General features: G+C 54.3%; 25 protein-coding genes and 5 tRNA genes. 19 read left to right on the top strand and 11 right to left on the bottom strand.

All coding sequences use genetic code 11. The annotated features are described in order from the left end of the window. Positions 1–123 precede the first annotated feature (123 nt). The 4 genes from CSQ89_RS13880 (at position 124) to CSQ89_RS13860 (ending at position 6544) form a co-directional block, all read left to right on the top strand. Entirely contained in the window at positions 124–1986 is a 1863-nt protein-coding gene (locus CSQ89_RS13880) for a phage tail tape measure protein (protein WP_099406736.1), read from the top strand. Positions 1987–1997: 11 nt separating this feature from the next. After that, entirely contained in the window at positions 1998–2441 is a 444-nt protein-coding gene (locus CSQ89_RS13875; protein WP_233203165.1) for a phage tail protein, read from the top strand. Further along, positions 2438–3478: a phage late control D family protein gene (locus tag CSQ89_RS13870; protein ID WP_099406734.1), complete on the top strand. Its 1041-nt coding sequence runs from the start codon at positions 2438–2440 to the stop codon at positions 3476–3478. Before CSQ89_RS13875 ends, CSQ89_RS13870 begins: the two co-directional genes overlap by 4 nt. Positions 3479–4504: 1026 nt before the next feature. Then, positions 4505–6544 carry an ATP-binding protein gene (locus CSQ89_RS13860; RefSeq protein ID WP_139022940.1) on the top strand — a complete coding sequence of 680 codons (2040 nt, stop codon included), beginning with the start codon at positions 4505–4507 and terminating at the stop codon, positions 6542–6544. Here CSQ89_RS13860 and def read toward each other — a convergent pair. The 3 genes from def to CSQ89_RS22105 form a co-directional block, all read right to left on the bottom strand. Beyond that, complete coding sequence (def, locus tag CSQ89_RS13855; RefSeq protein WP_099406731.1) at positions 6489–7004, bottom strand: peptide deformylase; 516 nt, start codon at positions 7002–7004, stop codon at positions 6489–6491. The genes CSQ89_RS13860 and def overlap by 56 nt on opposite strands. Before the next feature lie 38 nt (positions 7005–7042). Beyond that, on the bottom strand, positions 7043–7684 hold the full coding sequence (locus tag CSQ89_RS13850; RefSeq protein WP_099406730.1) for a response regulator: 642 nt from the start codon (positions 7682–7684) through the stop codon (positions 7043–7045). A 226-nt stretch (positions 7685–7910) separates the two neighbouring features. Further along, positions 7911–8117, bottom strand: coding sequence for a hypothetical protein (locus CSQ89_RS22105; RefSeq protein WP_139022942.1), 207 nt, complete (start codon positions 8115–8117; stop codon positions 7911–7913). A gap of 611 nt (positions 8118–8728) precedes the next feature. Between CSQ89_RS22105 and CSQ89_RS13840 the strand changes: the two genes are divergently transcribed. The 9 genes from CSQ89_RS13840 to CSQ89_RS13800 all read left to right on the top strand — a co-directional run bounded on the left by CSQ89_RS13840 (position 8729) and on the right by CSQ89_RS13800 (position 14294). After that, entirely contained in the window at positions 8729–9187 is a 459-nt protein-coding gene (locus tag CSQ89_RS13840) for a phage regulatory CII family protein (protein ID WP_099406728.1), read from the top strand. A 141-nt stretch (positions 9188–9328) separates the two neighbouring features. Further along, the gene (locus CSQ89_RS22500) at positions 9329–9499 is read left to right on the top strand and encodes a hypothetical protein (RefSeq protein ID WP_158228995.1); all 171 of its coding nucleotides are present in this window, start codon (positions 9329–9331) and stop codon (positions 9497–9499) included. Between the two features lie 95 nt (positions 9500–9594). Then, positions 9595–9864 (top strand): hypothetical protein, encoded by a 270-nt coding sequence (locus tag CSQ89_RS13830; protein ID WP_099406726.1) that lies wholly within the window; start codon positions 9595–9597, stop codon positions 9862–9864. A gap of 2 nt (positions 9865–9866) precedes the next feature. Further along, positions 9867–10325, top strand: a complete 459-nt coding sequence (locus CSQ89_RS13825) for a hypothetical protein (RefSeq protein WP_099406725.1) — start codon at positions 9867–9869, stop codon at positions 10323–10325. Continuing rightward, the gene (locus CSQ89_RS13820; protein ID WP_099406724.1) at positions 10322–12355 is read left to right on the top strand and encodes a replication endonuclease; all 2034 of its coding nucleotides are present in this window, start codon (positions 10322–10324) and stop codon (positions 12353–12355) included. The genes CSQ89_RS13825 and CSQ89_RS13820 overlap by 4 nt, the downstream gene beginning before the upstream one ends. Positions 12356–12451: 96 nt before the next feature. After that, positions 12452–12673 carry a TraR/DksA C4-type zinc finger protein gene (locus tag CSQ89_RS13815; RefSeq protein WP_099406723.1) on the top strand — a complete coding sequence of 74 codons (222 nt, stop codon included), beginning with the start codon at positions 12452–12454 and terminating at the stop codon, positions 12671–12673. A gap of 46 nt (positions 12674–12719) precedes the next feature. Further along, complete coding sequence (locus CSQ89_RS13810; protein ID WP_099406722.1) at positions 12720–12968, top strand: hypothetical protein; 249 nt, start codon at positions 12720–12722, stop codon at positions 12966–12968. A 75-nt stretch (positions 12969–13043) separates the two neighbouring features. Further along, the gene (locus CSQ89_RS13805; protein ID WP_139022944.1) at positions 13044–13274 is read left to right on the top strand and encodes a DUF4224 domain-containing protein; all 231 of its coding nucleotides are present in this window, start codon (positions 13044–13046) and stop codon (positions 13272–13274) included. A gap of 12 nt (positions 13275–13286) precedes the next feature. After that, positions 13287–14294 carry a tyrosine-type recombinase/integrase gene (locus CSQ89_RS13800; protein WP_099406720.1) on the top strand — a complete coding sequence of 336 codons (1008 nt, stop codon included), beginning with the start codon at positions 13287–13289 and terminating at the stop codon, positions 14292–14294. A gap of 175 nt (positions 14295–14469) precedes the next feature. Here the strand turns inward: CSQ89_RS13800 and CSQ89_RS13795 are convergent. From CSQ89_RS13795 to moaA, 6 genes are all read right to left on the bottom strand, one after another. Beyond that, positions 14470–14554, bottom strand: a tRNA-Leu gene (locus CSQ89_RS13795). A 14-nt stretch (positions 14555–14568) separates the two neighbouring features. Then, positions 14569–14642: transfer RNA gene (locus CSQ89_RS13790), tRNA-Cys, on the bottom strand. 48 nt (positions 14643–14690) lie between these two features. Beyond that, positions 14691–14766, bottom strand: a tRNA-Gly gene (locus CSQ89_RS13785). Between the two features lie 30 nt (positions 14767–14796). Then, positions 14797–14872, bottom strand: a tRNA-Gly gene (locus tag CSQ89_RS13780). Positions 14873–14904: 32 nt separating this feature from the next. Beyond that, positions 14905–14980, bottom strand: a tRNA-Gly gene (locus tag CSQ89_RS13775). 84 nt (positions 14981–15064) lie between these two features. Beyond that, entirely contained in the window at positions 15065–16069 is a 1005-nt protein-coding gene (moaA, locus tag CSQ89_RS13770) for a GTP 3',8-cyclase MoaA (RefSeq protein WP_099406719.1), read from the bottom strand. An 883-nt stretch (positions 16070–16952) separates the two neighbouring features. Between moaA and CSQ89_RS13765 the strand changes: the two genes are divergently transcribed. Both CSQ89_RS13765 and mutY read left to right on the top strand, forming a co-directional pair. Continuing rightward, a complete protein-coding gene (locus CSQ89_RS13765) occupies positions 16953–17207 on the top strand; it encodes a hypothetical protein (protein ID WP_099406718.1) in 255 nt (84 codons plus the stop codon). Positions 17208–17359: 152 nt separating this feature from the next. Further along, the gene (gene mutY / locus CSQ89_RS13760; protein WP_099406717.1) at positions 17360–18427 is read left to right on the top strand and encodes an A/G-specific adenine glycosylase; all 1068 of its coding nucleotides are present in this window, start codon (positions 17360–17362) and stop codon (positions 18425–18427) included. Positions 18428–18586: 159 nt separating this feature from the next. Here the strand turns inward: mutY and CSQ89_RS13755 are convergent, their stop codons facing one another. Next, positions 18587–19183: a DUF2087 domain-containing protein gene (locus tag CSQ89_RS13755; RefSeq protein WP_099406716.1), complete on the bottom strand. Its 597-nt coding sequence runs from the start codon at positions 19181–19183 to the stop codon at positions 18587–18589. On the opposite strand from CSQ89_RS13755, the gene CSQ89_RS23535 reads away from it, so the two are divergent. From CSQ89_RS23535 to CSQ89_RS13740, 4 genes are all read left to right on the top strand, one after another. Beyond that, positions 19182–19316 carry a hypothetical protein gene (locus CSQ89_RS23535; protein WP_255408647.1) on the top strand — a complete coding sequence of 45 codons (135 nt, stop codon included), beginning with the start codon at positions 19182–19184 and terminating at the stop codon, positions 19314–19316. The two genes, CSQ89_RS13755 and CSQ89_RS23535, sit on opposite strands and share 2 nt — an antisense overlap. Positions 19317–19459: 143 nt before the next feature. Beyond that, complete coding sequence (argJ, locus tag CSQ89_RS13750; protein WP_099406715.1) at positions 19460–20683, top strand: bifunctional glutamate N-acetyltransferase/amino-acid acetyltransferase ArgJ; 1224 nt, start codon at positions 19460–19462, stop codon at positions 20681–20683. 4 nt (positions 20684–20687) lie between these two features. After that, complete coding sequence (locus tag CSQ89_RS13745) at positions 20688–20987, top strand: hypothetical protein (protein WP_099406714.1); 300 nt, start codon at positions 20688–20690, stop codon at positions 20985–20987. Then, positions 20974–21882 (top strand): ATP-binding protein, encoded by a 909-nt coding sequence (locus CSQ89_RS13740; RefSeq protein WP_099406713.1) that lies wholly within the window; start codon positions 20974–20976, stop codon positions 21880–21882. The genes CSQ89_RS13745 and CSQ89_RS13740 overlap by 14 nt, the downstream gene beginning before the upstream one ends. Positions 21883–21894: 12 nt before the next feature. Here the strand turns inward: CSQ89_RS13740 and CSQ89_RS23530 are convergent, their stop codons facing one another. Beyond that, a complete protein-coding gene (locus tag CSQ89_RS23530) occupies positions 21895–22020 on the bottom strand; it encodes a hypothetical protein (RefSeq protein ID WP_255408646.1) in 126 nt (41 codons plus the stop codon). Positions 22021–22212: the final 192 nt, after the last annotated feature.

Below are 22212 nucleotides of genomic sequence, written 5' to 3'. Positions count from 1 at the left end.
AGCTCAAGCAAGCGACCAAAGCCCATATGGAGATGTTGGAAAACACCCCGGAACGAGTGTGCTCCTATTTCGAAGACCCCAGGATCAAGTACGCCGCCTGATCAACACTTAGTTGCCGGGTGAATAGGCCAAGCCACGGCCTACCTAGGCGTGCAGTTGAAAATGCCGATGGCCGAGGCTGCCGAGTTTGCCGCCCAGTTGCAGGACGCCACACGCACCAGCGAAGCGGACATGTTGAGCTTGATGGATACCATCCAGCGCACGTTTTACCTAGGCGTCAATAGCGGCAATATGTTGCAGGGCTTCGCCAAGCTCTCACCCGCTATGGATACAATACGTATGAAGGGCATTGAGGGTGCCAATGCGCTTGCCCCTCTTCTGGTGATGGCAAATCAGGCCGGCATGGCGGGTGAATCGGCCGGGAATGCCTACCGTCAGGTGCTGCAAGTCTCTCTTGATGCGAATAAGGTGAGCAAGGTCAATGCCGAATTAACCAAGCACAAGATCAAGCTCGACTTTACCAATGGCAAGGGTGAATTCGGTGGCCTGAATAAGCTGTTTGCCCAGCTGGAGAAGCTCAAGAAGCTCTCCACGCAAGACCGATTAGGCACCATCAACAAGCTATTCGGTGATAATTCAGAAACCTTGCAAGTGGTCTCGTTGCTAATCGACAAGGGCGCGGCGGGTTACGCCGACGTGCAAGCCAAGATGGCGAATCAGGCCAGCTTGCAGCAGCGCGTCAATAAACAGCTTGGCACCCTGCAAAACCTATGGGATGCCGCTAGCGGGACGTTTACGAATGCCCTCGTGGTGTTTGGCGAAGCCATCGCGCCCGAGCTGAAAGCCGTTACCGAATGGCTGGGCAAGCTGGCTGAACAAACCGGCGCTTGGGCGAAGGCGCACCCGCAACTGACCAGTGGGCTAATGAAATGCGCTGCCGTATTGGCGGTGACATTGACCGTGCTCGGAGGCTTGGCGCTGGCGTTTGCTGCCGTGTTGGGGCCGCTTGCCATGGTCCGGCTGAGTGTTGGCTTGTTGGGGATGAAGTTGGGCGGCTTGGGTAGTGGATTGATGAAGCTGCCAGCGGTGGGCCGCGTTGTGTTTGGTGGGCTGGTGAGTGGCTTCAAGCTATTGGGTGCGGCAGCTGGTTGGCTTGGCGGCGCGCTGATGAAGCTACTTACGGTGGCTCGCGTCGTGTTTGTCTTCCTGCTGGCGAATCCCGTGGTGGCCTTGGCCGTTGCTCTGGCGACACTGGCCCTCACTATTTGGGCCAACTGGGGCGCGCTAGGACCGATGTTCGCCGCGCTGTGGGCCGGTATCAAGTCCAGCGCGGGCGCATGCTGGGATTGGATCAGTGCAAAAGTCGGCGGTGTGGCGCAGACGATTTACGCGCTGTACTTGCAATGGTCCCCCGTGCGTTTGATCTATCGGCATTGGGACGACATCAAGGCGTTCATGTCTAACCTGCCTAGCCAATTTATGACCATCGGCGGCCAGATCATCGACGGGCTGATTAATGGGATTAGCGCCAAGTGGGGCGTGTTAAAGGACAAGTTCGCCAGCCTGGGCGATGCGCTACCCGGTTGGCTACGCACCAAGCTTGATATCCATTCCCCTAGCCGCGTCTTTGCCCAGATTGGGCAATACACCATGCAGGGCTTGGACGTCGGTATCGACAAGGGCCAGCAAGGTCCGCTCGACCGTATGTTGGCGCTGACCAAGCAGTTAACCACGCCGGTGGCGGCTGCCCTCTCCCTTGGCTCGCCGGTAATGGCCAACGCGACGCCGGTCAAGATTGATAGCCGTCCGCCATTATCCCGCCCTGCTGCGTCGGCACAGGCTGCTCCTGCCCCCATCAACATCACCATCAACGCCGCCCCCGGCATGGATGAACGCAAGCTCGCCCAGTTGGTGGCACAGGAAATCGCGCGCCAACAGCGTAGTGCCCAAGCCGCCAACCGCAGCCGACTGGCAGATCGCGATTAAGGAGCAACATCATGATGGCATTGGGTCTATTCGTATTCGAACTGCGCAGCGCGCCGTTTCAAGAAATGCAGCATAAGAAGGCATGGCGACATCCCAGCGGTAGCGCGGTAGGTGTGCGCCCGGAAAGCCAATTCCTGGGCCTGGATGAAGAAACCGTGACTTTATCCGGCGTGCTTTATCCCGAGCTGACCGGGGGCGAGCTGACGTTGCTGCAACTGGATGAAATGGCGGACCAAGGCACGTCGTGGCCGTTGATTGGCGGGGATGGCTATTTGTATGGGTTGTTTGTGATTGAAAGTAAGGAAGTCACGCGCTCGGTGTTCTTTAGCGATGGCGCAGCGCGACAGATTGATTTCACCCTCAACCTCAAGCGCGTTGACGATAACGCAGTCGATACCCTGGGCGGCCTGCTGGGCAACCTGGGCGGTTTGGCTAGCCTGGGGCTGGGATCATGAGCAGCGCAGCCCGCACGCCGGTTTTTAGGCTGATGCTGGATAGCAAAGACATCACCACCAGCTTTGCCAAGCGCCTGGAATCGCTGACGCTGACGGACAATCGCGGCTTTGAGGCCGACCAGCTCGATATTGTGCTGTTAGACCGTGACGGCAAACTAGACCTGCCATCACGCGGTGCCAAGTTGTCGTTAGCGCTGGGCTGGCTCGGTGCGCCCTTGGTGGAAAAGGGCCAATACGTGGTAGACGAAGTGGAACACAGCGGCGCGCCGGACAAGCTCACCTTGCGCGCCCGTTCGGCCGACTTGCGCGCCGGACTGAGTACCAAGAAGGAACGCAGTTGGCACCGTCAGACCGTGGGCAGCATTGTGCGCAAGATAGCGCGGGAAGCCAGCCTGAAGCCGGCAATTGCCCCGACACTCGATAGCCAAGCCGTCGCCCATATCGACCAAACCGCAGAATCGGATATCAACCTATTAAGCCGCTTGGCAACCCTGCACGGCGCAATCGCCACGGTCAAGGCGGGGCGCTTGCTGTTTATCAAAGCCGGGGCTGGCCAGACCGCCAGCGGTGCCGCGATTGCGCAGGTGCATATCACCCGCCAGCACGGCGACGGCCATCGCTTCGCCATTGCTGACCGCGAGACCTACACAGCGGTGCGCGCCTATTTCCAAGACACCAAGGGGGCGAAGAAAGGCGAAGTGCTGATCGACAAGGCTGGCCCGGTCAAAGCCAATAAGAAAACCCGCCCCAGCATCGAAAGCACCAAGACCTTACGGCATACCTACGCCAGCAAGGCCAACGCCCAGCGCGCCGCCAAGGCGGAATGGGACCGCCTGCAACGCGGGGTAGCAACCTTTAGCCTAACGCTAGCCAAGGGAAGGCCGGAGCTTTTCCCCGAGCAACCGGCAGCCGTCAGCGGCTGGAAGCCCGCGATTGATGGCCTGCCCTGGATCATTGGCAAGGCAACGCACAAGCTTGATAGCAGCGGGTTTACGACGGACTTGGAGTTAGAGGTGCGGGCGGAGGTGGTGGCGTAGCGTGAGCTGCTGTTGTTCCGCGCGATGTTGGGCAGATAGAATAGAAAAACCCGCCGTTAGGCGGGTTTCTCAGTACTATCGTCTGTCCATGGGGGGAGGCTTGCGCCAGCAATTCCCTTGGCTAGTAAGAAAACTATAGGGTTTATTGACGATGCCGTCAACACGGGAAACCGTTATCGCAATTCGAGGGGCATTATCTGCCCCGCGTCTTGGAACTTATGAGCTAGCGTCAGGCAGGCGGGGGGATGATGACCCCACCGCATTGGCGCTCTATGCTTGGAATGCCCAAGTGTCAGCGGCACTGCTAGCACCCCTGCATATCTGTGAGGTCGTGGTGCGCAATGCTGTTGCTGACGCGCTAGAAGCAATCTACGGCGATAGGTGGCCGTGGTCGCCTGGGTTTGAGCAAAGCTTGCCTGCCCCGCAAGTGGGATACAGCCCACGCCAGGATTTGCAAAGTGCGAGACGGAAGGCGACGACAGTCGGAAAGGTCATACCTGAACTTAAGTTTGTCTTTTGGCAGAAGATGTTCACCCAGCGGAACGATGATCGTTTGTGGCGTCGTCACCTGAGGCGTGTTTTCCCAAATCTGGATTCGACTAGGACTATCGAGCAGCTGAGGGAAAGTCTTTATGGTGACTTGGAGCATATCCGAACGTTGAGGAATCGGATTGCGCATCACGAGCCTATCTTTAGTCGAAACCTAGGTGGCGACTTGTGCGTGATAAGGACTTTGATTGAGCATCGGTGTAAGGTAACTGCCGATTGGGCCATGAAGAATCAGCAAGCATCGGAATTAATCGCAGCTTGGACGTAACGAGATTAGGCTTCTGCAGCCTAACCCCTAGGCATCCAGAAAAACGCGAAGCCCCGCCTAAGTTGCGGGGCTTTTGCATGGTTTTTTGCTCACAAATACTGTGAATAAATTGCCCTAAGCCGCATAAAACATAGCTTTGATAGTGGTTAGCTAATATTGACACTAGGTGGTCGAGCACTAGAATTGCCCCCTCTTATGGAGTTATCTAGTTGATTCGAGCTTTTGTGTTTTTTATGGTGGTCATTTGCGCCAGTCTTGCGGAAGCCAGCCATTGCAAGTCGCTGTCTTGTCAGCTCTTCGCGGATATCCCCGTTACGGATCAGCAGAGTAACTACCTTGTTTCAACCGCCGAGCCTGTCAATGTTGAGGATGATGCTAGGAGGGCTGTCCCGCGTAATGTAGTACGTTACCTCGTTGCGCCTCGAAGCACGCCGCCTGCTGAAATATTGACCAAATTTTTAAATGGCCAGGGCCTGAATGGTAGTAGCGCCCCTCTCTCAATTGATGAGAGCGAAAGCGCCTATCGGGGGAAGGTTGTCTATGCCATTTTTAGCGTCTTTGCCGACGATGATGCCTATGTTTTAGCGCCTATGACAGGGATGGCGAGAAGTACGGTTTGGCAGCTTTGGGGGGCGACAATGAAAGTTGTCCATGATGGCGGGTCTGATTTGGGCTTGTCTTATGAAGCTGGTGCGCCTAGCGCTCACATCGTGGTAAACAACAAGTCAACACCCGTCATGATTCGTCTCGATTCTCCTTTTTCTATCTATCTAGACTTCCAGGCCTTTGGTGAGCGGGCATATCTGACTTGGCAGAGTGATATGTCGGGTGCTCGAGGTTGGTTCGGTGGTGCTATTTCTGTTGGCATGCTTTTCATGTTTTACCTTGCCATATCTCGCCGCGAACTTGGGCCTTGGCTCTATCTATTGGCGCAAATGTTCATCGCATGGTGGATGATGGCAAGAATGGGGGCTCCCGCGCCCGTTGATAGCGCTGTTGTTCAGCGGATGTCCCTTTTGTTGCCGCTGTTTGGTTATTTAACGATTGCCCCCTTGGCGCTCGTGAGTGTGGTTCATGCAAATAGCGGGGGGCGGCGAATTAGTTTGTTTGGAACTAATGGCTTAAAGATGGTGATAGCCTTTAATGGCAGCCTAGCCACACTCTCTATTGTCTATGCTCTGGTTGGTTCTGATTTTGGGTCTTTGCAATTTTTTGTCCCGCTGATGATGGGTAGCATGGTCGCCTCTCCGCTGGCCATGCTGTTATATCTCCTGGCTGCGGTGCGTGCTAAGTTGCCTGATGCTGGGCGAATATTGGTAGGGCAGCTACTTTGCTACTGCGGTTTTGGATTGATTCTACTTCGCCAATACTCAAGTCTAATTGACCCGCCAGTATGGTCTACCGTCATTAATGCTGCAGTTTTGTCCGACTTGCTGTTCTGGAATTACATTTCTGAGCTACTGCGGTATCGGTCTGAAAAACAGCACAGAGAAAAGGCGGCGGCAAGTCATGAAGCGACTGTGAAAGCGAAAGTGCAGCTTGATAATAGCTATGCGATGCTAAGCGTAACCAATGATGCCATTCTTAATAGGATGGAAACCTCGGCACACAATATTAAGAATCAGATAAGCCATATTGAAGCCATGTTGACATTGGGGAATCGTGAAGGTGCAATTAATGGACTTGATGACTTGAGGCGAGGGGTTCGCATCGCGAATCGATCGCTTCATTCTTCTATCTGTCTAACTGTGCGCCCATTCGGAATAGCTGGGGAAATTATTGAATGGCGACTTGGCGTTGCCGAGCCATTATTGGCTAAGCGAGGAATATCGCTTAAATGCGCGATTGGTCCCAGAGTGGCTGATGCTGTCGTTGATGAATATCTTATGACCGAGGTGTTGCGCGAGTTGCTGACTAATGCCTGCCGTTATAGTGAGGGAGGTAGTACCGTCAGTTTAGATTTTGCATTGTTGGGGGCAAAAGTAATATTCCACGTTGAGAATGAGGCCACTGTTTGCCCTGAGCGCCTGGAGCGGTTAGGTGAAGAAGCGGTATCTCCGGGGGCGACCAAGAATGGCGAGCAATCTTCTGGTGAAGGTTTGCGATTAATGGCCAGTTTGGTTCGGCACGCTGGCGGTAGTTTTCAGGTGATTGGGGGCAATCACCTGATCCGTTTTGTTGTGGTTCTACCGGTTAAGCTGGAGTTGCCAGTTCACAATGGTGAATCTGTTCCTGTATGTCTTGCGTAGTGTGATCAACGTAGAGAATGCCGTTAAGGTGATCTACTTCATGCTGTAGGCAGATGGCAAGCACGCCGCTTGCATCAAAATCAACTGGGTTGCCTTCGCGGTCAAGTGCCTTTAGGTTGATGTTGAGGGACCGTTTAACCATCATTTTCGCTGCAATTTCAGTAGGAATGCCAACTACCGACAGGCAGCTCTCTGGTACGTCCAGTGTTTCATCTCCGAGCAGTGTTACTACTGGGTTGATGTACGCCCGAATGTCTGAATAGTCGTCGCCTGTCGCCAATACAATAATGCGTTTGTGAACATCTACCTGACTAGCCGCTAAGCCCATTGCATCATGATGATTCATTGTTTCAATCATGTCTGCAATGAGTTGCTGAATGTCTGGCGTGATGGTTTCCACTGGTTGCGCGGTCGTGCGTAGTCGCGCATCGGGATAGCGCAGGATGTCTAGTAAAGCCAATTGCTTGCCTCCAAAAGGATTCAATTATACAGAGGCGTTTATAGTGTTATCAGTCGGGAAAGCGCTCTACCCATTATTGAAATAGCTAGGGTGTCCTGCCTGTCTGGTATGACGGCTAACATGTCCTTGTGTAGTGCATAGACGCGCGGTTTAGTTATATCGTACTGTGCAGCAATCTCTTTCGGCTCTTTCATCAGTAAAAGCTGACGCATTGCCATCGCTTCGGCTCTTGTGTAGTCATCCAGGAAGTGAGTAAAGCGCCGGAAAAGTTGCCATTCATCAAACTTGTCTTGGGCGAGGCCATTCAGGTCAATCAGATGTTGGCAAATCCTACTCATCATTACCGCGAGTGGTGTGTCCTTCGAAAAGTAGCCGTGAATCCATCCCTGCATGGCAAAGCCGTTTAAGGTTTCCATTTCTACTGCACCACTGGCGATAACTAGCGGCGCATCCATTTTTGCAGCGCGTAGTTTTGGTACGTAGCGGGCCGGCGAATGCGGCTTAATGAAGTAGTCACTCAGAATGATACTGGGCTGCGTGTATCCGTCGATTAGCTTCTGTTCTATTTCCTCAGTGCTGGGGAAATGTTCAATGCTCTGAAATCCCGTTAGTGCGAGTTGCCGCTTGTAGACCGCTGCAATGGCGTCGTCATCTTCGATTAAAAGTATTTTTGCGTACATTTCTGGATGGCGTGTATGTAAATATTTTTTCGGTTTTCCTGCGCAAAATGTCAAAAAATTGAACTTTGTGCACGAACTCGACATTTTTTTCGCTTTACGGTTAGAAAGTATCAGAAAAGCGAAAATTGTTCGGTTGTTGCCGTGGTTGGCTTTGGGGAATAATTCTCTAAGCCGCTCTGGCAGCGGTTTTGCTGGTTTTTATGGATGTAGGGGTGTTAGGACGATGCTAGTCGCACTTGGTTGGATTGATGCCGTGTTTTAGGCACTCGGCGATACCAGAGAGCGAATCAATTAAGCGCGGGGAGAGCCGCTGGCTCTCGTAAAGTTCAATCCAAGCATCAACCATGCTGGCTAGTTCTTCTGGTATTGCCTTGGTGACAAACCCTGGTTCGTGCAGTTTGGCTAATTCTGCCTGCTGTTTGCTGAGGCGCATTGGGCCTTCGCCGTTCGCAAGCCATTCTGGGCGGACGCCTAGCAGCTTTGATAGCGGTAGAAGTAAGTCACCGGGGAGCGTGTTGGACGAACCGTCGAACCACCTTTGGATAGTTGATCGGTTTTTCTTTAGCGCAGTCGCAATGTGCGCGGGTCTTAGCTTCGCCTCTCTCGCTGCACGTCCAATTCGTTCACTTAGATGGCTAGACATGTTCATATTATCGAACATTTAATGTACATTTTTATTGCAGCGAATGTATCACTATGCGAACATGTACATAGTTTGTACATAAATCATTCATTTGTTCATAAAGGGAAACATGAACAAGGCTTTTGTAGTTTCATTTTTCGGATATCCGGCTAGTGCCGCGAAGGCTTTAGGTGCGGCGCGCTCAACTATTCACGCATGGCCAGAAAAGCTGCCGGATAGCGCGATAGGTCGTATCGCCCGCTTGCGCCCTGATGTACTTCGCGCTTGGTGGGACCAAGAAGCTAAGCCGCCGCGTGGGCGCAGCCGCTAAATCCAAACGAAGTTTTGTATTAACCGTAGCCATGCCTAGCAGTTTAGGGGTGTGGGCGGTTTCTGTATCCATCGGAAAGTAAGGTTCCAAGATGAAACGCTACCCGCATATTGTTTCTGTCGCCCAGATGATTGCTAAAAACTTCCATGACGGCATTCATGGACTGGCCCAGGCTATGGGTAAGAATTCAGCCATTCTGTCCCACAAGCTCAGCCCCACATTCGAAGGCAACCATTTAAGCCTTGAAGAAGCGGCATTCATCACAGAGGCCACCCAAAGCCATGCTATCGCTGACGCGCTGGCGGCCCTGATTAACCGCATTACCGTTGCCTTGCCGGATGCTGACGTTTCTATGCGCGACTTGACCATGGTGTTTTGTCGGGTGGTGCAGGAGTGTGGCGACGTGGGGCGCGAGCTGGTTGATGCGCAGTCGCCAGCTTCCGAGTGGGGTGAACAAATCAGCCCTGCCGAACGCAAGCGGATCGATAAAGAACTGACCGACCTGATATCAGTGGCCGCTGGCTTACGCCAGCGTGTTCAGGCTGATTGAATCTTTGTGGCGATGAATCGTGATGTCTCTGGGGGGTTATAAATGGCTGTACCTTGTCCTTGTGGCGGCGTCGCCTGCACCGTTTCATCCATCATGTACAGCGCAACGACCCGTAAAAGCTGGGTGCAGTGCAAGCGCTGCATGCGTTACTCGACCCGCCTGGACGAAGAGGCGCAAGTACTGTTTCCCGGTATCCCCGAGGGGTCCATCGATAGTCTGCCGTTAGTGGCGCTAAAACTTCGCAGCCGTAACGCTGGCATTTTGCGCCGTGCCTTTGAGCGCCAGGAAAACCAACTCGAACTGCCGCTTTAACGTCTGACCCGTAGCACCTAATCCCATTAGCTGATTTTCAAGCGCCTCACTGCGCCAAGGGGATCGGCTTGCCTGCAAAAACGAAAGAGACATGCATGTACAACAGCATTGAAGTTCAGCTCACACAAGAGCGCATCGTGGAAGGTGGCATTTATTGGCACGCACGCCGTGCAAAGCTCGTGCGCGTTATCGGCCTGGAAATGCGCTTCGATGGTGTTATGGCCAGTTACGAATTGGTTGCCTCGCGGGAGGTTCGCAAGTGGTGCTTTGTCGATGCGCTGCGCAGTCATAAGCAAGTGAAAGCGGATTTTCAGGCAAGCCGTATGGCAATGGACGCCTTTGCAGCGTTGGCAGAGTTGGCCTGAGTATGCAAACCCATTCCCAAGAACAGCGCGCCCTGACCAGCGCCAGTCATTGCGGGGCCATTTTGCGCATGATCGAGGCCAGTCAGGCTGCGCGTGCGAACGTCAAGCGCGCTCGCAGCGTTGCCCCTTCGTATTGTCGTCGCCCGGAACCTGTCGGACCGGACCATGTTGCGGTGGTGGATGGTTATCCAATCTTGCCGGGACGGTTTGCCGATCTGGCAGTGACTGGCCCGGACCTGCTTGCCCATATCGACGGGCTCCTTGCTGATTTAGAGACCAAGCTGCATAAGTTTCCCTGTAGTGGGCTGGAGATTCACCTGCAGCCTTTTGTTCGCGCTGCGCGTGGCAATCTCGGTTACGTCTTGGCCGAGCTGAGTCGTGCGTGCGACCGGCACAAGTATGCCGTTGCGCGCCGCTCTTCACTGCTTCCTGTGTTTGAGGGCCGGGAGCCGCGCAAGTGAACGACTTGTCATTTCTGGATGAGTTTTCGTTACATCCGCCTCCGGCTGGGGTGGCACAGACTGACTCCGAGTGGCTTGCGGAAAACTGCCCCGAGCATTTGGCCGCATCCAAGGGGTATGACGGCGAGCCGAGCACTGTTGCCGAGTTTGTCCGCCGTCATATTCCGCCGCAAGAGTGGGACGGCCTGACGGGGGCTGACGACAAAGCGTTGTTGGCTCGGTTTCGCTATTGGCAAGATCAGCCCGCAGGCTTTGTTGAGGCGCTTCAATTGCAGCACAAGATTGATGCGCTGATCGGTAATGAGGATGCCGCGCTGATCGACGTTGCCCGTGCTGGTGAGGAGGGCGCGAGCATCGCTGGCAGGCTGATGGGCTGGCTCGGTATCGATAGTACGCGGGAGTTTATTGTTGAGCGTTTTGGCCTTCGCCTCCCTGAGCCGGTTGAACCTGAGAGGGTGAAGTCGGGAAGCGTCACGCTTGAGGGGGTTGGTCGTCGTATGGAAGACGACAGGGTGTGGCGTCGAAATCTGATCCGCCGTCATATGCAGGTTCTTGAGCACAACCGCATTGCGTCTGGCCGAGTGCGGCGTGATCACGAAACGATCATTTCCGACCAAGCCTTGCAGACTATGCAGAGCAAGTGGGAGGACCAGCAGGCCGCTTTACAGGCCACGCTTGCGTTCAGTGACGCCGGTGACGAGGTGAGCTTGTCCGAGCTTCAGCAGGCCAGCGTATCCAATCCCCGTTTGCGCTTCGCTGAGTTAATCACGCGTGTGAAGGGTTTCGAGTTGATTGCCGAGGATATCGGACACTGTGCGGTGTTCGTGACGCTGACGTGTCCAAGTCGTTTCCATCCGAGCAAGACCATCAGTATTAAGCGCCAGAAGGGCAAGCGTGCCTATAAGCAGGTAACCAATCCTGTTTGGGAGGCAGCAGACAGGCCAACGCCGAAGCACGCTAACAATCACCTGTGTCGGGTGTGGGCGCAGACCCGTGCAGCTGGTGCGCGGCGACATCTGGGTGTGTATGGCATTCGCGTTACTGAGCCGCACGCCGACGCTTGCCCGCATTGGCACATGATTTTGTTTGGTGAGCCGCATGCATTGGGCCAGTTCGTCGCGCTCTTCAATTACTACGCCTGCCGCGATGATGCGGAAGAGCTGACCGAGGCCGTTTGGGAAAAGGTCAAGGTCGAGGGTAAGTCGCGCCCTATCTGGCGCAAGAAGCCCGGTGCGACCGTGCGCTTTGACTGCATGACCATGACGCCGGCAAGGGTGCTGGAAGATGGCCGCCGCGTTGGTGGTGCCGTTGCCTACCTGACGAAATACCTTACTAAGAACCTGGACGGCAAGACTGAAGAGCTTGCCGCAGGTGGCGAGCATAGGGCGCTTGGCGATGACTACGAAGCCGGCACCGATACGGTCACTGGTGCGAAGAAGGTGCGCGGCTGGGCCTCGCTTTGGCGTCTTCGCCAATTCCAGCTTTATGGCGGGCCGCCTGTTGGGCTGTGGCGCGAGCTGCGCAAGCTGAAGGGCGCGGAGCAGGATAGCGTCTTTCTGGATTACGCCGTGTTGGCTGCGGATAAGGGGGACTGGCGCTCGTTCTGCCAGCTTATGGGCGGGCCGAATGTATCCCGTAAGGATATGCCGGTCGGGTTTGTTATGGCCGACCGTCCGGGCGAAGTTAATCGCTATGGCGAGCAAGCCTGTGCCGTCATTAAGGGTGTGCAGGATTTGGTGCAGCCCATCGCGCCTGTCGTTACGCGCACCAAGGTTTGGCGTATCGAGTGGCGCGCAGAGCGCGACACCAGCAAGGCCGCAGGCCGCGCAGCTAGGTCGGGCGCAGCCCGGCCATCTAGGTCTTGTGCCAATAACTGTACGGAGCCGGTCGACCACATTGTGCTGCCGGTTGCCGATAGCGGCCTACGGGCTGGCTATTCCGACGATCCAGGCCCACCACCGTGGGAACTGCCACCGAAGCAGGTCTATTCCCCACCCGATTCACATCTTTATGCCCGCTTGTATGGATAAGCCACGCCCGTTCCTTGCCGGCGTGCGTGCCCTGCTGCACGTGCTCGCCTTCTTTCTATTGCAAACCCTGGTTTTTATTATCGAAAGGAATTAACCATGTCTGACGCTATCGACATCGCCAACGACTTAGCACAACGCCGCCTGGACGCACTCATTGCAAGGCGGCGCGGCTCCCTGCACCAGCAAGGGACGCCCGAGTGCGTGGATTGTGAAGACGACATCCCCGCAGCACGCCGCGCCCTTTGCCCGTCTGCAATCCGCTGCGTTCACTGCCAGACCAAGCACGAGACCCGCCAACGGCAAGGCATGGGCCGCTAGTCCTGCCGGCATTGCTTCCCCTGAATAATTTGAGGAGATACGGACCATGAAAAAACAAACCTTCACCGTCGACCAACTGCTTACTGCGATTCGCAAGGCTGAATCGTTGGACGAGCTTAAGTACATGGTCGGTCCATCCGACGAGAACGAAGCTCTGTCTGGGCAGCGTCTGGCAAGAATCGACCGGCTGTTTAACAGCTATGGCTCCGACATGAGCACATGGCCTTGGCATGCCCGAGATACGTATGAACGCCTGAATAATGAGCAAAGGGACTTCGAGAACACCTACTGCTAGGCAGTTCTGCAGTTCTCGTAACCACCCGTGCCTTCTACACGGCCAACCAAACTCAATACTTACAAAAATACTGAAATGTCTGACAGCTTCTTACTTAGCAAGATCGAACTTATAGAACTTACCGGAAGCAAGCATAAGGCTTTGCAAGCCAAGTGGCTGAAGAAAAACCGGTGGGTATTCGCTACCGACATCAACGAGCGTCCTACCGTCGCCCGCAAATACGCCCTAATGCGCTTTGGTGTTAGTGAAGAAGCGACACGTTCCGCTCCCGCTGCTGAACCTAACTTTGATGCGCTTTGCCAGTAGGAGGGTTGGAATATGGGACGCAAACGCACAAATGATTTTGACCTTCCACCCCGAATGGCGAGAAAAGGTTTCAGTTACTACTACGTAACAAATACGAAACCTCGCCGCTGGATTGCTTTAGGACCTGATCTTGGTATTGCCAAAAGAAAGTGGGCCGAGCTTGAAAATACAGAACCAAGCCCGAACGACTCTACATTTGCAGCGGTGGCCGCTCGCTACAAGAGGGATGTTTTCCCAACCAAAGCCCCGCGAACACAGAAAGACAATGCCAAGGAACTGGTTAACTTGCTTGCGGTATTTGGGGAGGTGCCGCTTGACTCAATTAAACCAACCCACGTGCGTCAATACCTTGATAAGCGAGGGGCTACCGCTCAAGTTCGCGCAAATCGAGAGAAAGCATTGCTAAGCCATATCTTTAACCGTGCCCGTGAGTGGGGTCTAACTGATCGTCCTAATCCTTGCGAGGGAGTTAAAGGGCATCGTGAGACAGGACGGGATAAGTATGTAAGCGATGAAGAATACCGAGCAGTTTGGGAACAAGCCCACTTTACAGTGCAGGATGCAATGGATTTGGCATATTACTCCGGTCAACGCCCTGCTGATGTCCTCAAACTGAAGCGTTCGGATATTCAGGATGGAGCACTATGTATCAAGCAAAACAAAACCGGAAAGAAATTACGCATAAGCATTACTGGAAAACTCGACGAAGTGATTTCGAGAATTCTTACTCGCAACACCGGCAGTACAGGAACAGCCTTAATTCAGGACGAGGACTGCAGCGGGCTGAACAGTACAACTCTTCGGAGTCGGTTCAATAAGGCGCGTGCACTGGCTAAGGTCACATTTCAATTTAGAGACTTACGCGCGAAAGCCGCTACCGATATCAACGATTTGAACAAGGCGCAGAAGCTATTAGGCCATAAAACTAGAGAAATGACCGAACACTACACCCGCGAGAGGCAAGGAGAAAGTGTAAGCCCCCTGGATCGTTTCTTTACGCATGAGGAGCAAAAATTGTAGAAGATGGCTAGAAAATTGTAGAAGCAGCAGGAAGCTTGAATAGTCTTACAACGCTGGGAAGCTCGATAGGAAGTGTAAGTACCTCCCACATCAGAACAGAGAGGACAAAGGCACGCAGAAACAAAAATGGCTTAGCATGGTATTGCTAAGCCATTGAGTTTAATATGGAAAGTTTTGGTGCCCGGGGCCGGAATCGAACCGGCACAGCTTTCGCCGAGAGATTTTAAGTCTCTTGTGTCTACCAGTTTCACCACCCGGGCATACGACTAGATAGTGGAGGCGGGTCCCGGAATCGAACCGGGATGGACGGATTTGCAATCCGCTGCATAACCATTTTGCTAACCCGCCACACATCACAGACGAAAAAGGGAAAGCGTTACTTTCCCTTTAAAAATTTGGAGCGGGAGAAGAGTCTCGAACTCTCGACCTCAACCTTGGCAAGGTTGCGCTCTACCAACTGAGCTACTCCCGCATTTTTTTCAAAAACCAGCACTTCGAAACTTGGAGCGGGAGAAGAGTCTCGAACTCTCGACCTCAACCTTGGCAAGGTTGCGCTCTACCAACTGAGCTACTCCCGCAATTTCTTGTGCATACACAGCAAATTTTGACATGGAGCGGGAGAAGAGTCTCGAACTCTCGACCTCAACCTTGGCAAGGTTGCGCTCTACCAACTGAGCTACTCCCGCTTCGAATCTACGATTGCTGTGTTTCGAAGAGCCGCAATTATATGGGGCAATAAATCCGTGTCAACCATTTGGCGGCATTTTTTTCTAGCCGCCCGTGGCAGACATAAATCGTACTACCTTGCTAGGCTGCTCGCGGAACTCATGCCGTTCAGGCTTCAAGCTGATGGCATTGCGGATTGCCTGCTCAAGTTCTTTATCACTAATGCCTGAGCGAAGCAGTGGACGTAGCGCCAATTTGTCCTCTTGACCCAGACACAGATAAAGCGTGCCATCGACACTGAGTCGCACACGGTTACACGTAGCGCAGAAGTGCTGGGAGATAGGTGTAATAGCACCAAGGGTGAAGTCCCCGTCTCGATTTTGCCAATAGCGTGCAGGCCCGCCTCCCAGTTCGAGAGCCGATGGTGTCAAATCAAATTTCTGTGCAAGTTTGCGCAATACCTGCTGCAAATCAAGAAAGCCTGACTGCCGTCCGGTTTCACCTACCGGCATGGTTTCAATCAACCGCAGAATGAATCCTTGTTTCAGGCTAAAACGCACCATGGATTCGACTTCATCATCGTTAACCCCCGGCTGCACAACCATATTCAACTTGATAGGACTAAAGCCCTCAGCCTGGGCAGCTGCCAAACCTGCCAGCACATCACCCAGTACGTCTCGGCCAGCAATGGCGGCGAATCGATCACTTTGAAGGGAGTCGAGACTGACATTCAGGCGGCTCACACCAGCCTGCTTCAGCGCGCGGGCATGGCGAACCAGCTGTGTAGCATTAGTGGAAAGCGACAGGTCCTTCATTCCAGGCAAGCTGGACAACCGCGCCGCCAGATCGGATAAACCCTGCCGCAGCAAGGGCTCCCCCCCCGTCAAACGCACACGTCGCACACCCAGTCTTACAAATGCGGCCACCACACGTTCGATTTCATCAAAATTCAACCAATGCTTGGGCTCTTCAAAGTCTTTAAATCCTTTGGGTAGACAATAGGTACAACGCAGATCGCAACGATCAGTCACGCTCAAACGTAGGTAATCGATACGGCGGCCATAGCGGTCGATTAACGCGGGCTCGATAGTTAAACTAGACAGTGACATGGTTACTTGGTCGGCTTCACGCCGGAGATATATCGCCAAAAGCAACGACTAGGTTGGATCGCCTCACGGGCAGAAGATTGTCTTCTCTTTTAACAAACCTTCATAGCGCAAGCATACGCTGCATTGGATGGAAGCAGCACGAGTGCTTGAGCAGCGGATAGGCCATCATCTTAATGTACGGCACCAAGCCATCAACCGGGCCGGATAAAAAAATACGGCGTTCTTCAATACCGCCTATTTGGCAGATCAAAAAACGCCGTTGTATGTAGCTTTACAGGCAAGCTGTAACAGCCTGGAGCTATCCAACCTGCGAACAGATTTTAGGCCCCCAGTCAGATTCCCCAACGAATCCCGGTGATCCAGCCCCGACATAGAGCTGAGTAACAAGCAGTGTTATGCAGCAACCATGCCAGTCCCCCAGCCACATGCGCACTTGTAAGTCGATTTCTTAATAGGTACATGATTTTTAATGGCTTAAATTATCTCTATGTATTCGCTCCAAGCCACGCCCATACACGCACCTAGGAATGCCCGGCATAGACAAACGCACCAATACAGGGCCGCCGCCAATACGCCCGCCTTATTTTGGCGCACTTGCCAACAAGGCTCGGCTACGGTTAGAGTCTTGGCATCTGCTTCGCTTTTTGCACTGCACAAACTACACCATGCTTCTCGCCAACCGCGCGCTGACCATTAAAACTAAACGCACCATGATGATTCGATCATGGGGCGCGTTAGTGCATGCGCGACGGGGACAGCAGTAGCAGATACCCCTCGCCAGAATCCAAACGAAGCCCCCGAATCGAAAGATCGGGGGCTTCGTCATTTCCAGGCGGCTCTATTTGAACAATCAATAAGCAGTAGTAACCCAAGGTATAGCCCCATGCATAAGCACTTGACCTTGCGTCTGGATAATCAAAACGACGCCTTTTCCCGTCTGTTACAAACCATAGGCCAGTACGGCTTTACCGTACAGAGTACGAAAACTTCCGAGCCCAATGAGACCGGATGTATCGAGGTGCTGCTGGAGCTGGATGGCAAACACTCACTCATGGGGCTGATAAGCCAGCTCGCAGATGTGGCGGAAGTTCGCTCGTTGCAAACGAAAAGTCGTCCAATACAGGTTGAAACCGTGTAGTGAGATGCAACATCAGGCATGAGGGCCAACCCAGCCCTCGCCTCTAATAACGTATCAAGCCGTTTGCAAGTTAAACAAGCCACAAGATTGACGGCAAGCTCGCCGCAGCGTATCAACCCTGCCGGCTTTCTTAATCCTGTACTGTTAAATTCATGTCGCTTCCCCCCTTCGCCGACCGCCTTACCCGCTGGCAACGTGCCCATGGCCGCCACGACCTGCCCTGGCAGGTCACAGACCCATACCGGGTATGGTTATCCGAAATCATGCTTCAGCAAACCCAGGTCGCCACCATTATTGCTTATTACCAGCGCTTTACGACATCCTTCCCCACCGTGGCCGACTTGGCAAAAGCATCGCTGGATGACGTACTGGCCCATTGGGCTGGGCTGGGCTACTACACTCGGGCGCGTAACCTGCACAAGGCAGCACAAAAGGTGAGGGCAGATTTTGGGGGCGTATTTCCACAAACCGCAGCACAGATCGAAACCCTGCCCGGTATTGGTCGCTCTACCGCAGCTGCTATCGCCGGCTTTTGTTTTGCGGAACGCACCCCGATTCTGGATGGGAACGTCAAACGGGTGTTGACCCGTTGGGCAGGCATTGAGGGTTTCCCGGGCGAGAAGAAAGTTGAATCCCGGCTCTGGCAATTGGCCGAAGATCTACTACCCGAACAAGCCGCCGATATGCCGGCATTCACCCAAGGTCTGATGGACCTGGGCGCAACCTTATGCACCCGTAGCAAACCAGCCTGCCCCCGCTGCCCCCTGCGCGAGGATTGCCGTGCCCATATTGAAGACAGAACCGCCGAACTGCCCACACGCAAGATCAAGAAAGCCATTCCTGAGCGCGAGACAGTCATGCTGTTGATTCAACACGAAGGCAAGTTACTACTGGAAAGACGTCCGCCCACCGGCATCTGGGGCGGACTATGGAGCCTGCCACAGGCCGACTCTCCGGCTACTGCAACGGCGTTGTGCCATTCACGATTTGGTTTGGTGGTCGATACTGGGGACGCCCTGCCAGCCCTGGTGCACACCTTTACCCACTTCCGACTCACTATCACGCCACTGGTGCTGACGGTACGTGATGAGTCCGCTCGCATAGCCGAACCCGATAGCCAATGGTTCACACGGGGTGAAGCGCTCAAAGCCGGCATCCCCACCCCTGTGCGCAAGCTGCTACAGGCCAAACCACGTCCTCAAGCAGATTTGTTCAGCTAACGCTGGCAGCTAAAGCCAGCTCGTCGGTGGTCCAATACGGCCCGCATTTGATGCAACCGTATTGAAGCCGCCAGTTAACTACCCCACAGCAACATGCAGCATAGAAATAGCCTGCGTGGCGTTGGTTCAAACGGATACCGGCTTGTACGGCAAACAGGTTCATTGAGACTTTCTTGCCGATATTTGCCGAATAAAGTCAGCCAGCTCCACTGTCGGCGCTTGTTCTACACGATGGTATTCCGCCCCATCGCTGGTGCGACGCAGAAGCTTGTAATTCACCAGCTCGCGGCGTAGCAGCACATGGTCGCCGAATGTTTCGCATTCACGGATGAATGCGTTTACCTCCGTCTCACTCATCGTGCGGGCAGCCGGAATACGCGCCCAAATCGGCCACAGGCAAGGCTGTTGTTCCGAGAATTTGCCAGGCCAACGCATAAGCCGGCCCTGCGCATCGAAATGCCGCAGCAGGCGCTTGCTATCGACAATGGGCTTGGCCACCTGTGCCTCAGCCCGCAAGGCAGATGCATCGGGTGCTACTTCAGGCAACACCGGTACAGGGTTTACCTCGCTGGCCTCGGTTTGGCTGCGCAGATGCTGGTAGTTTTGAAAGCCCACCGCACGCGCCAGCATATTCAATAGCTGTAAATGACTCGGAGGTTGGCTGGTTTCAGCCAACTGTTGGTTGATCTGCTTACTCAAAGACTTGGCGAGCAGCGAAATATCGGGAACGTGAAATGGAAATGCGGAACGGGACATGGTCGAATCCTTGTCGTCGTGCCTGCCGCATAATCGGGCATGCCATGGTCGCCGTTCTGGCTTGGCACTCGGGTTTCGAGCCAAGCGACGCAAGTTAACCTACGCCAGTGAAGTGGTTGCCGAGCAGGTTTAGCGTGGTTCGATTGAACCGGCGACGCCTGGGTGAACTGCCGACCAGTCAGTAGTGTAAGTCGACGATAAAGCCCACCGCAAGTGAGTCATCTATGCCTTACAATTCCGCCTCATTTCGCACTGCAACAACAAGGATTCGCAGCCATGCCCGTCAACCTCGTCGCACCCGACCCCGCCTCGCTTTACCCCGTCCCGGGCATCACCCTTGGCATTGGCTCGGCCGGTATCAAAAAGGTGGGGCGCAAGGACGTGTTGGTCATGCAGCTAGCCGACGAAGCGCGCGTGGCGGGCGTATTCACCAAGAACCGCTTTTGCGCGGCACCGGTGCAAATCTGCCGTGAGCATTTGGCAGCAACTACTCCTCGCGCACTAGTGGTGAATACCGGCAACGCCAATGCTGGCACAGGCCTGGATGGCCGTGAGCGTGCACTCAAGGTTTGCGCTGCGCTGGCAAATACCCTGGGTACCCGGCCTGAAGCCATCCTGCCATTTTCTACCGGGGTGATTCTGGAGCCCCTGCCCTACGAGAAAATCCTGAGCGTCATCCCTGCTGCCGTAGCGGATTTGGCGCCTGCTCATTGGGCTGAAGCCGCAGAAGCCATCATGACCACTGATGTGGTCTCCAAAGCCAGCAGCATGCGGGTGGAAATTGGTGGCCACACCATCACCATTACCGGCATTGCCAAGGGCGCGGGGATGATTCACCCGAATATGGCCACCATGCTGGGCTATGTGGCTTGTGACGCAAAAGTAGCACAGCCGCTCTTGCAGCAACTGGTCAAGCATGCGGCTGATAGGTCGTTCAACTGCATCACCATTGATGGCGACACTTCGACGAACGACAGCTTTATGCTGATCGCCACCGGCCAAACCGGTGTGGAGATTGCCGATGCAAGCAGCGCCGACTACCTGGCCTTGCGCGACGCTGTCACCCGCCTGTCGCAGACACTGGCGCAGGCCATTGTCCGTGATGGAGAGGGTGCAACTAAGTTCATGACTGTTCAAGTCGAAGGCGGCCATGATGAAACCGAGTGCAAGGCTATCGGTTATGCAATCGGCCGCTCACCGCTTGTCAAAACAGCCTTCTTCGCATCCGACCCCAACCTGGGCCGTATTCTGGCAGCCATAGGCTATGCCGGCATTGAGGACCTGGATGTCGATAAGCTCGATCTGTACCTCGACGACGTACTGGTTGCAACGCAAGGCAGCCGCAACCCCGCCTATCGTGAGGAAGATGGCCAACGTGTGATGAAAAAGGCTGAAATCCTGATTCGCGTCGTACTAAACCGGGGGCCCATCACCGCGACGGTCTGGACCTGTGACTTCAGTTATGACTATGTGAAAATCAATGCCGACTACAGGTCATAACGCCATGAAAGAACGCAGCATTGCGCCATTTATCATCCTTGGCTTGGGTGGCATGCTGTGCCTGGCTGGGCTGCTGCTGTATGGCACGGAAGCCATCGCCGCCGATTTGTGTCTTGATCGAGGCGGGGTATTTGATTATCTACGTGGCGTTTGCCGTGGAAACATCACCAATTTGCCAGTACCGCCGCTCAGCCAGCGTAATCCCATCGTGCTGCTGTGCTGGACTGCGGGCGCTTTGCTGATTACGGCTAGCGCTACCACGCTGATACTAGGCAAGAAGAGGAAGAGTCGTGCTGAATCTTGAAAGCCTGCTTATCCGGTTTGAACACCTGTTACCACCACCGCATGCCGAACTAAATTGGGCTGCCCCCGCGTTTCGCTGGCGTAAGAAGATCGTGCTGGGCACCAGTGTTGGTTGGCTGGAGGCAATACACCACCCGCACAAGATCCAACTAGCCGATCTGCAAAACGTTGAACCGCAAAAAGCCGAGATCGCGCGTAATACACGGCAGTTTGTGCAAGGACGGCTGGCCAACAATGTGCTGCTTACCGGCACTCGTGGTACCGGCAAGTCATCGCTCGTTAAAGCCGTGCTGCACGAGTATGTCAGCCAAGGTCTGCGCTTGGTAGAAGTGGACAAAGACGATCTGTGCGACCTCGCCGATATCGTTGCCCTGCTGGCGCCAAGGCCTGAACGATTTATTGTGTTCTGCGACGATCTTAGTTTTGAAGAAGGCGAAGGCGGCTATAAGGCGCTCAAATCAGTGCTCGACGGCAGCGTTGCCGCCACCAGCAGCAATGTACTTATCTATGCCACCTCAAACCGCCGCCATCTGCTGCCAGAGTATTTCGATGAGAACCTGAAAACACGCCATGTCGATGGCGAAATTCACCCAGCCGATGCGGTGGAGGAAAAAATCAGCCTATCAGAACGCTTTGGTCTTTGGCTGAGCTTTTACCCATTCACCCAAGACGAATACTTGGTTGCAGCCCGTCATTGGCTGGCTGAATTTGGTGTGCGGCAGTGGGACGAAACAACGGAGCGTGCAGCCCTCAACTGGGCGCTGGGCCGCGGTTCCCGTTCGGGCCGCGTTGCTTGGCAGTTTGCACGGGACTTGGCGGGGAGGGGCAAGACTGATAGGGTTATTTCCCGTCCTAGCCCGCATGGCAAGGACAGTGGTGATCCTTGCCAGCCCTGACCAAATCTCCCTTCAAATACCTGCCTCGGCAATCATCTTGGCAAGGGAGCCATCCTTTTCCATTGATTGCAGGCCACGATTAAAGGCTTCCATTTTCTTTTCTTTGTCAGTAGCATTTTTCGACAAAACGATATGCATCTGAGGGGCCTCGATTGCAGGGCCTAGCCAAACAAGCTTTCCCATCAGATACCCGATCTTAAGATCTGATGTTACGCAGTGCATACGATAACCTGTCGCCATGAAGAACAAAGAACTCGATTTGTACACCGACTATTTGCTGAGCACGTTTGGCGCGGCGACAGCAACGGGCTTGTCGGCGATGGTAGGTGG

It is taken from the genome of Chitinimonas sp. BJB300 (assembly GCF_002735695.1).
In the GTDB taxonomy this organism is placed as follows: domain Bacteria; phylum Pseudomonadota; class Gammaproteobacteria; order Burkholderiales; family Chitinimonadaceae; genus Chitinimonas.
The sequence above is the reverse complement of the archived record's forward strand: the minus strand, read 5'-3'. Positions and strand labels throughout refer to the sequence as shown.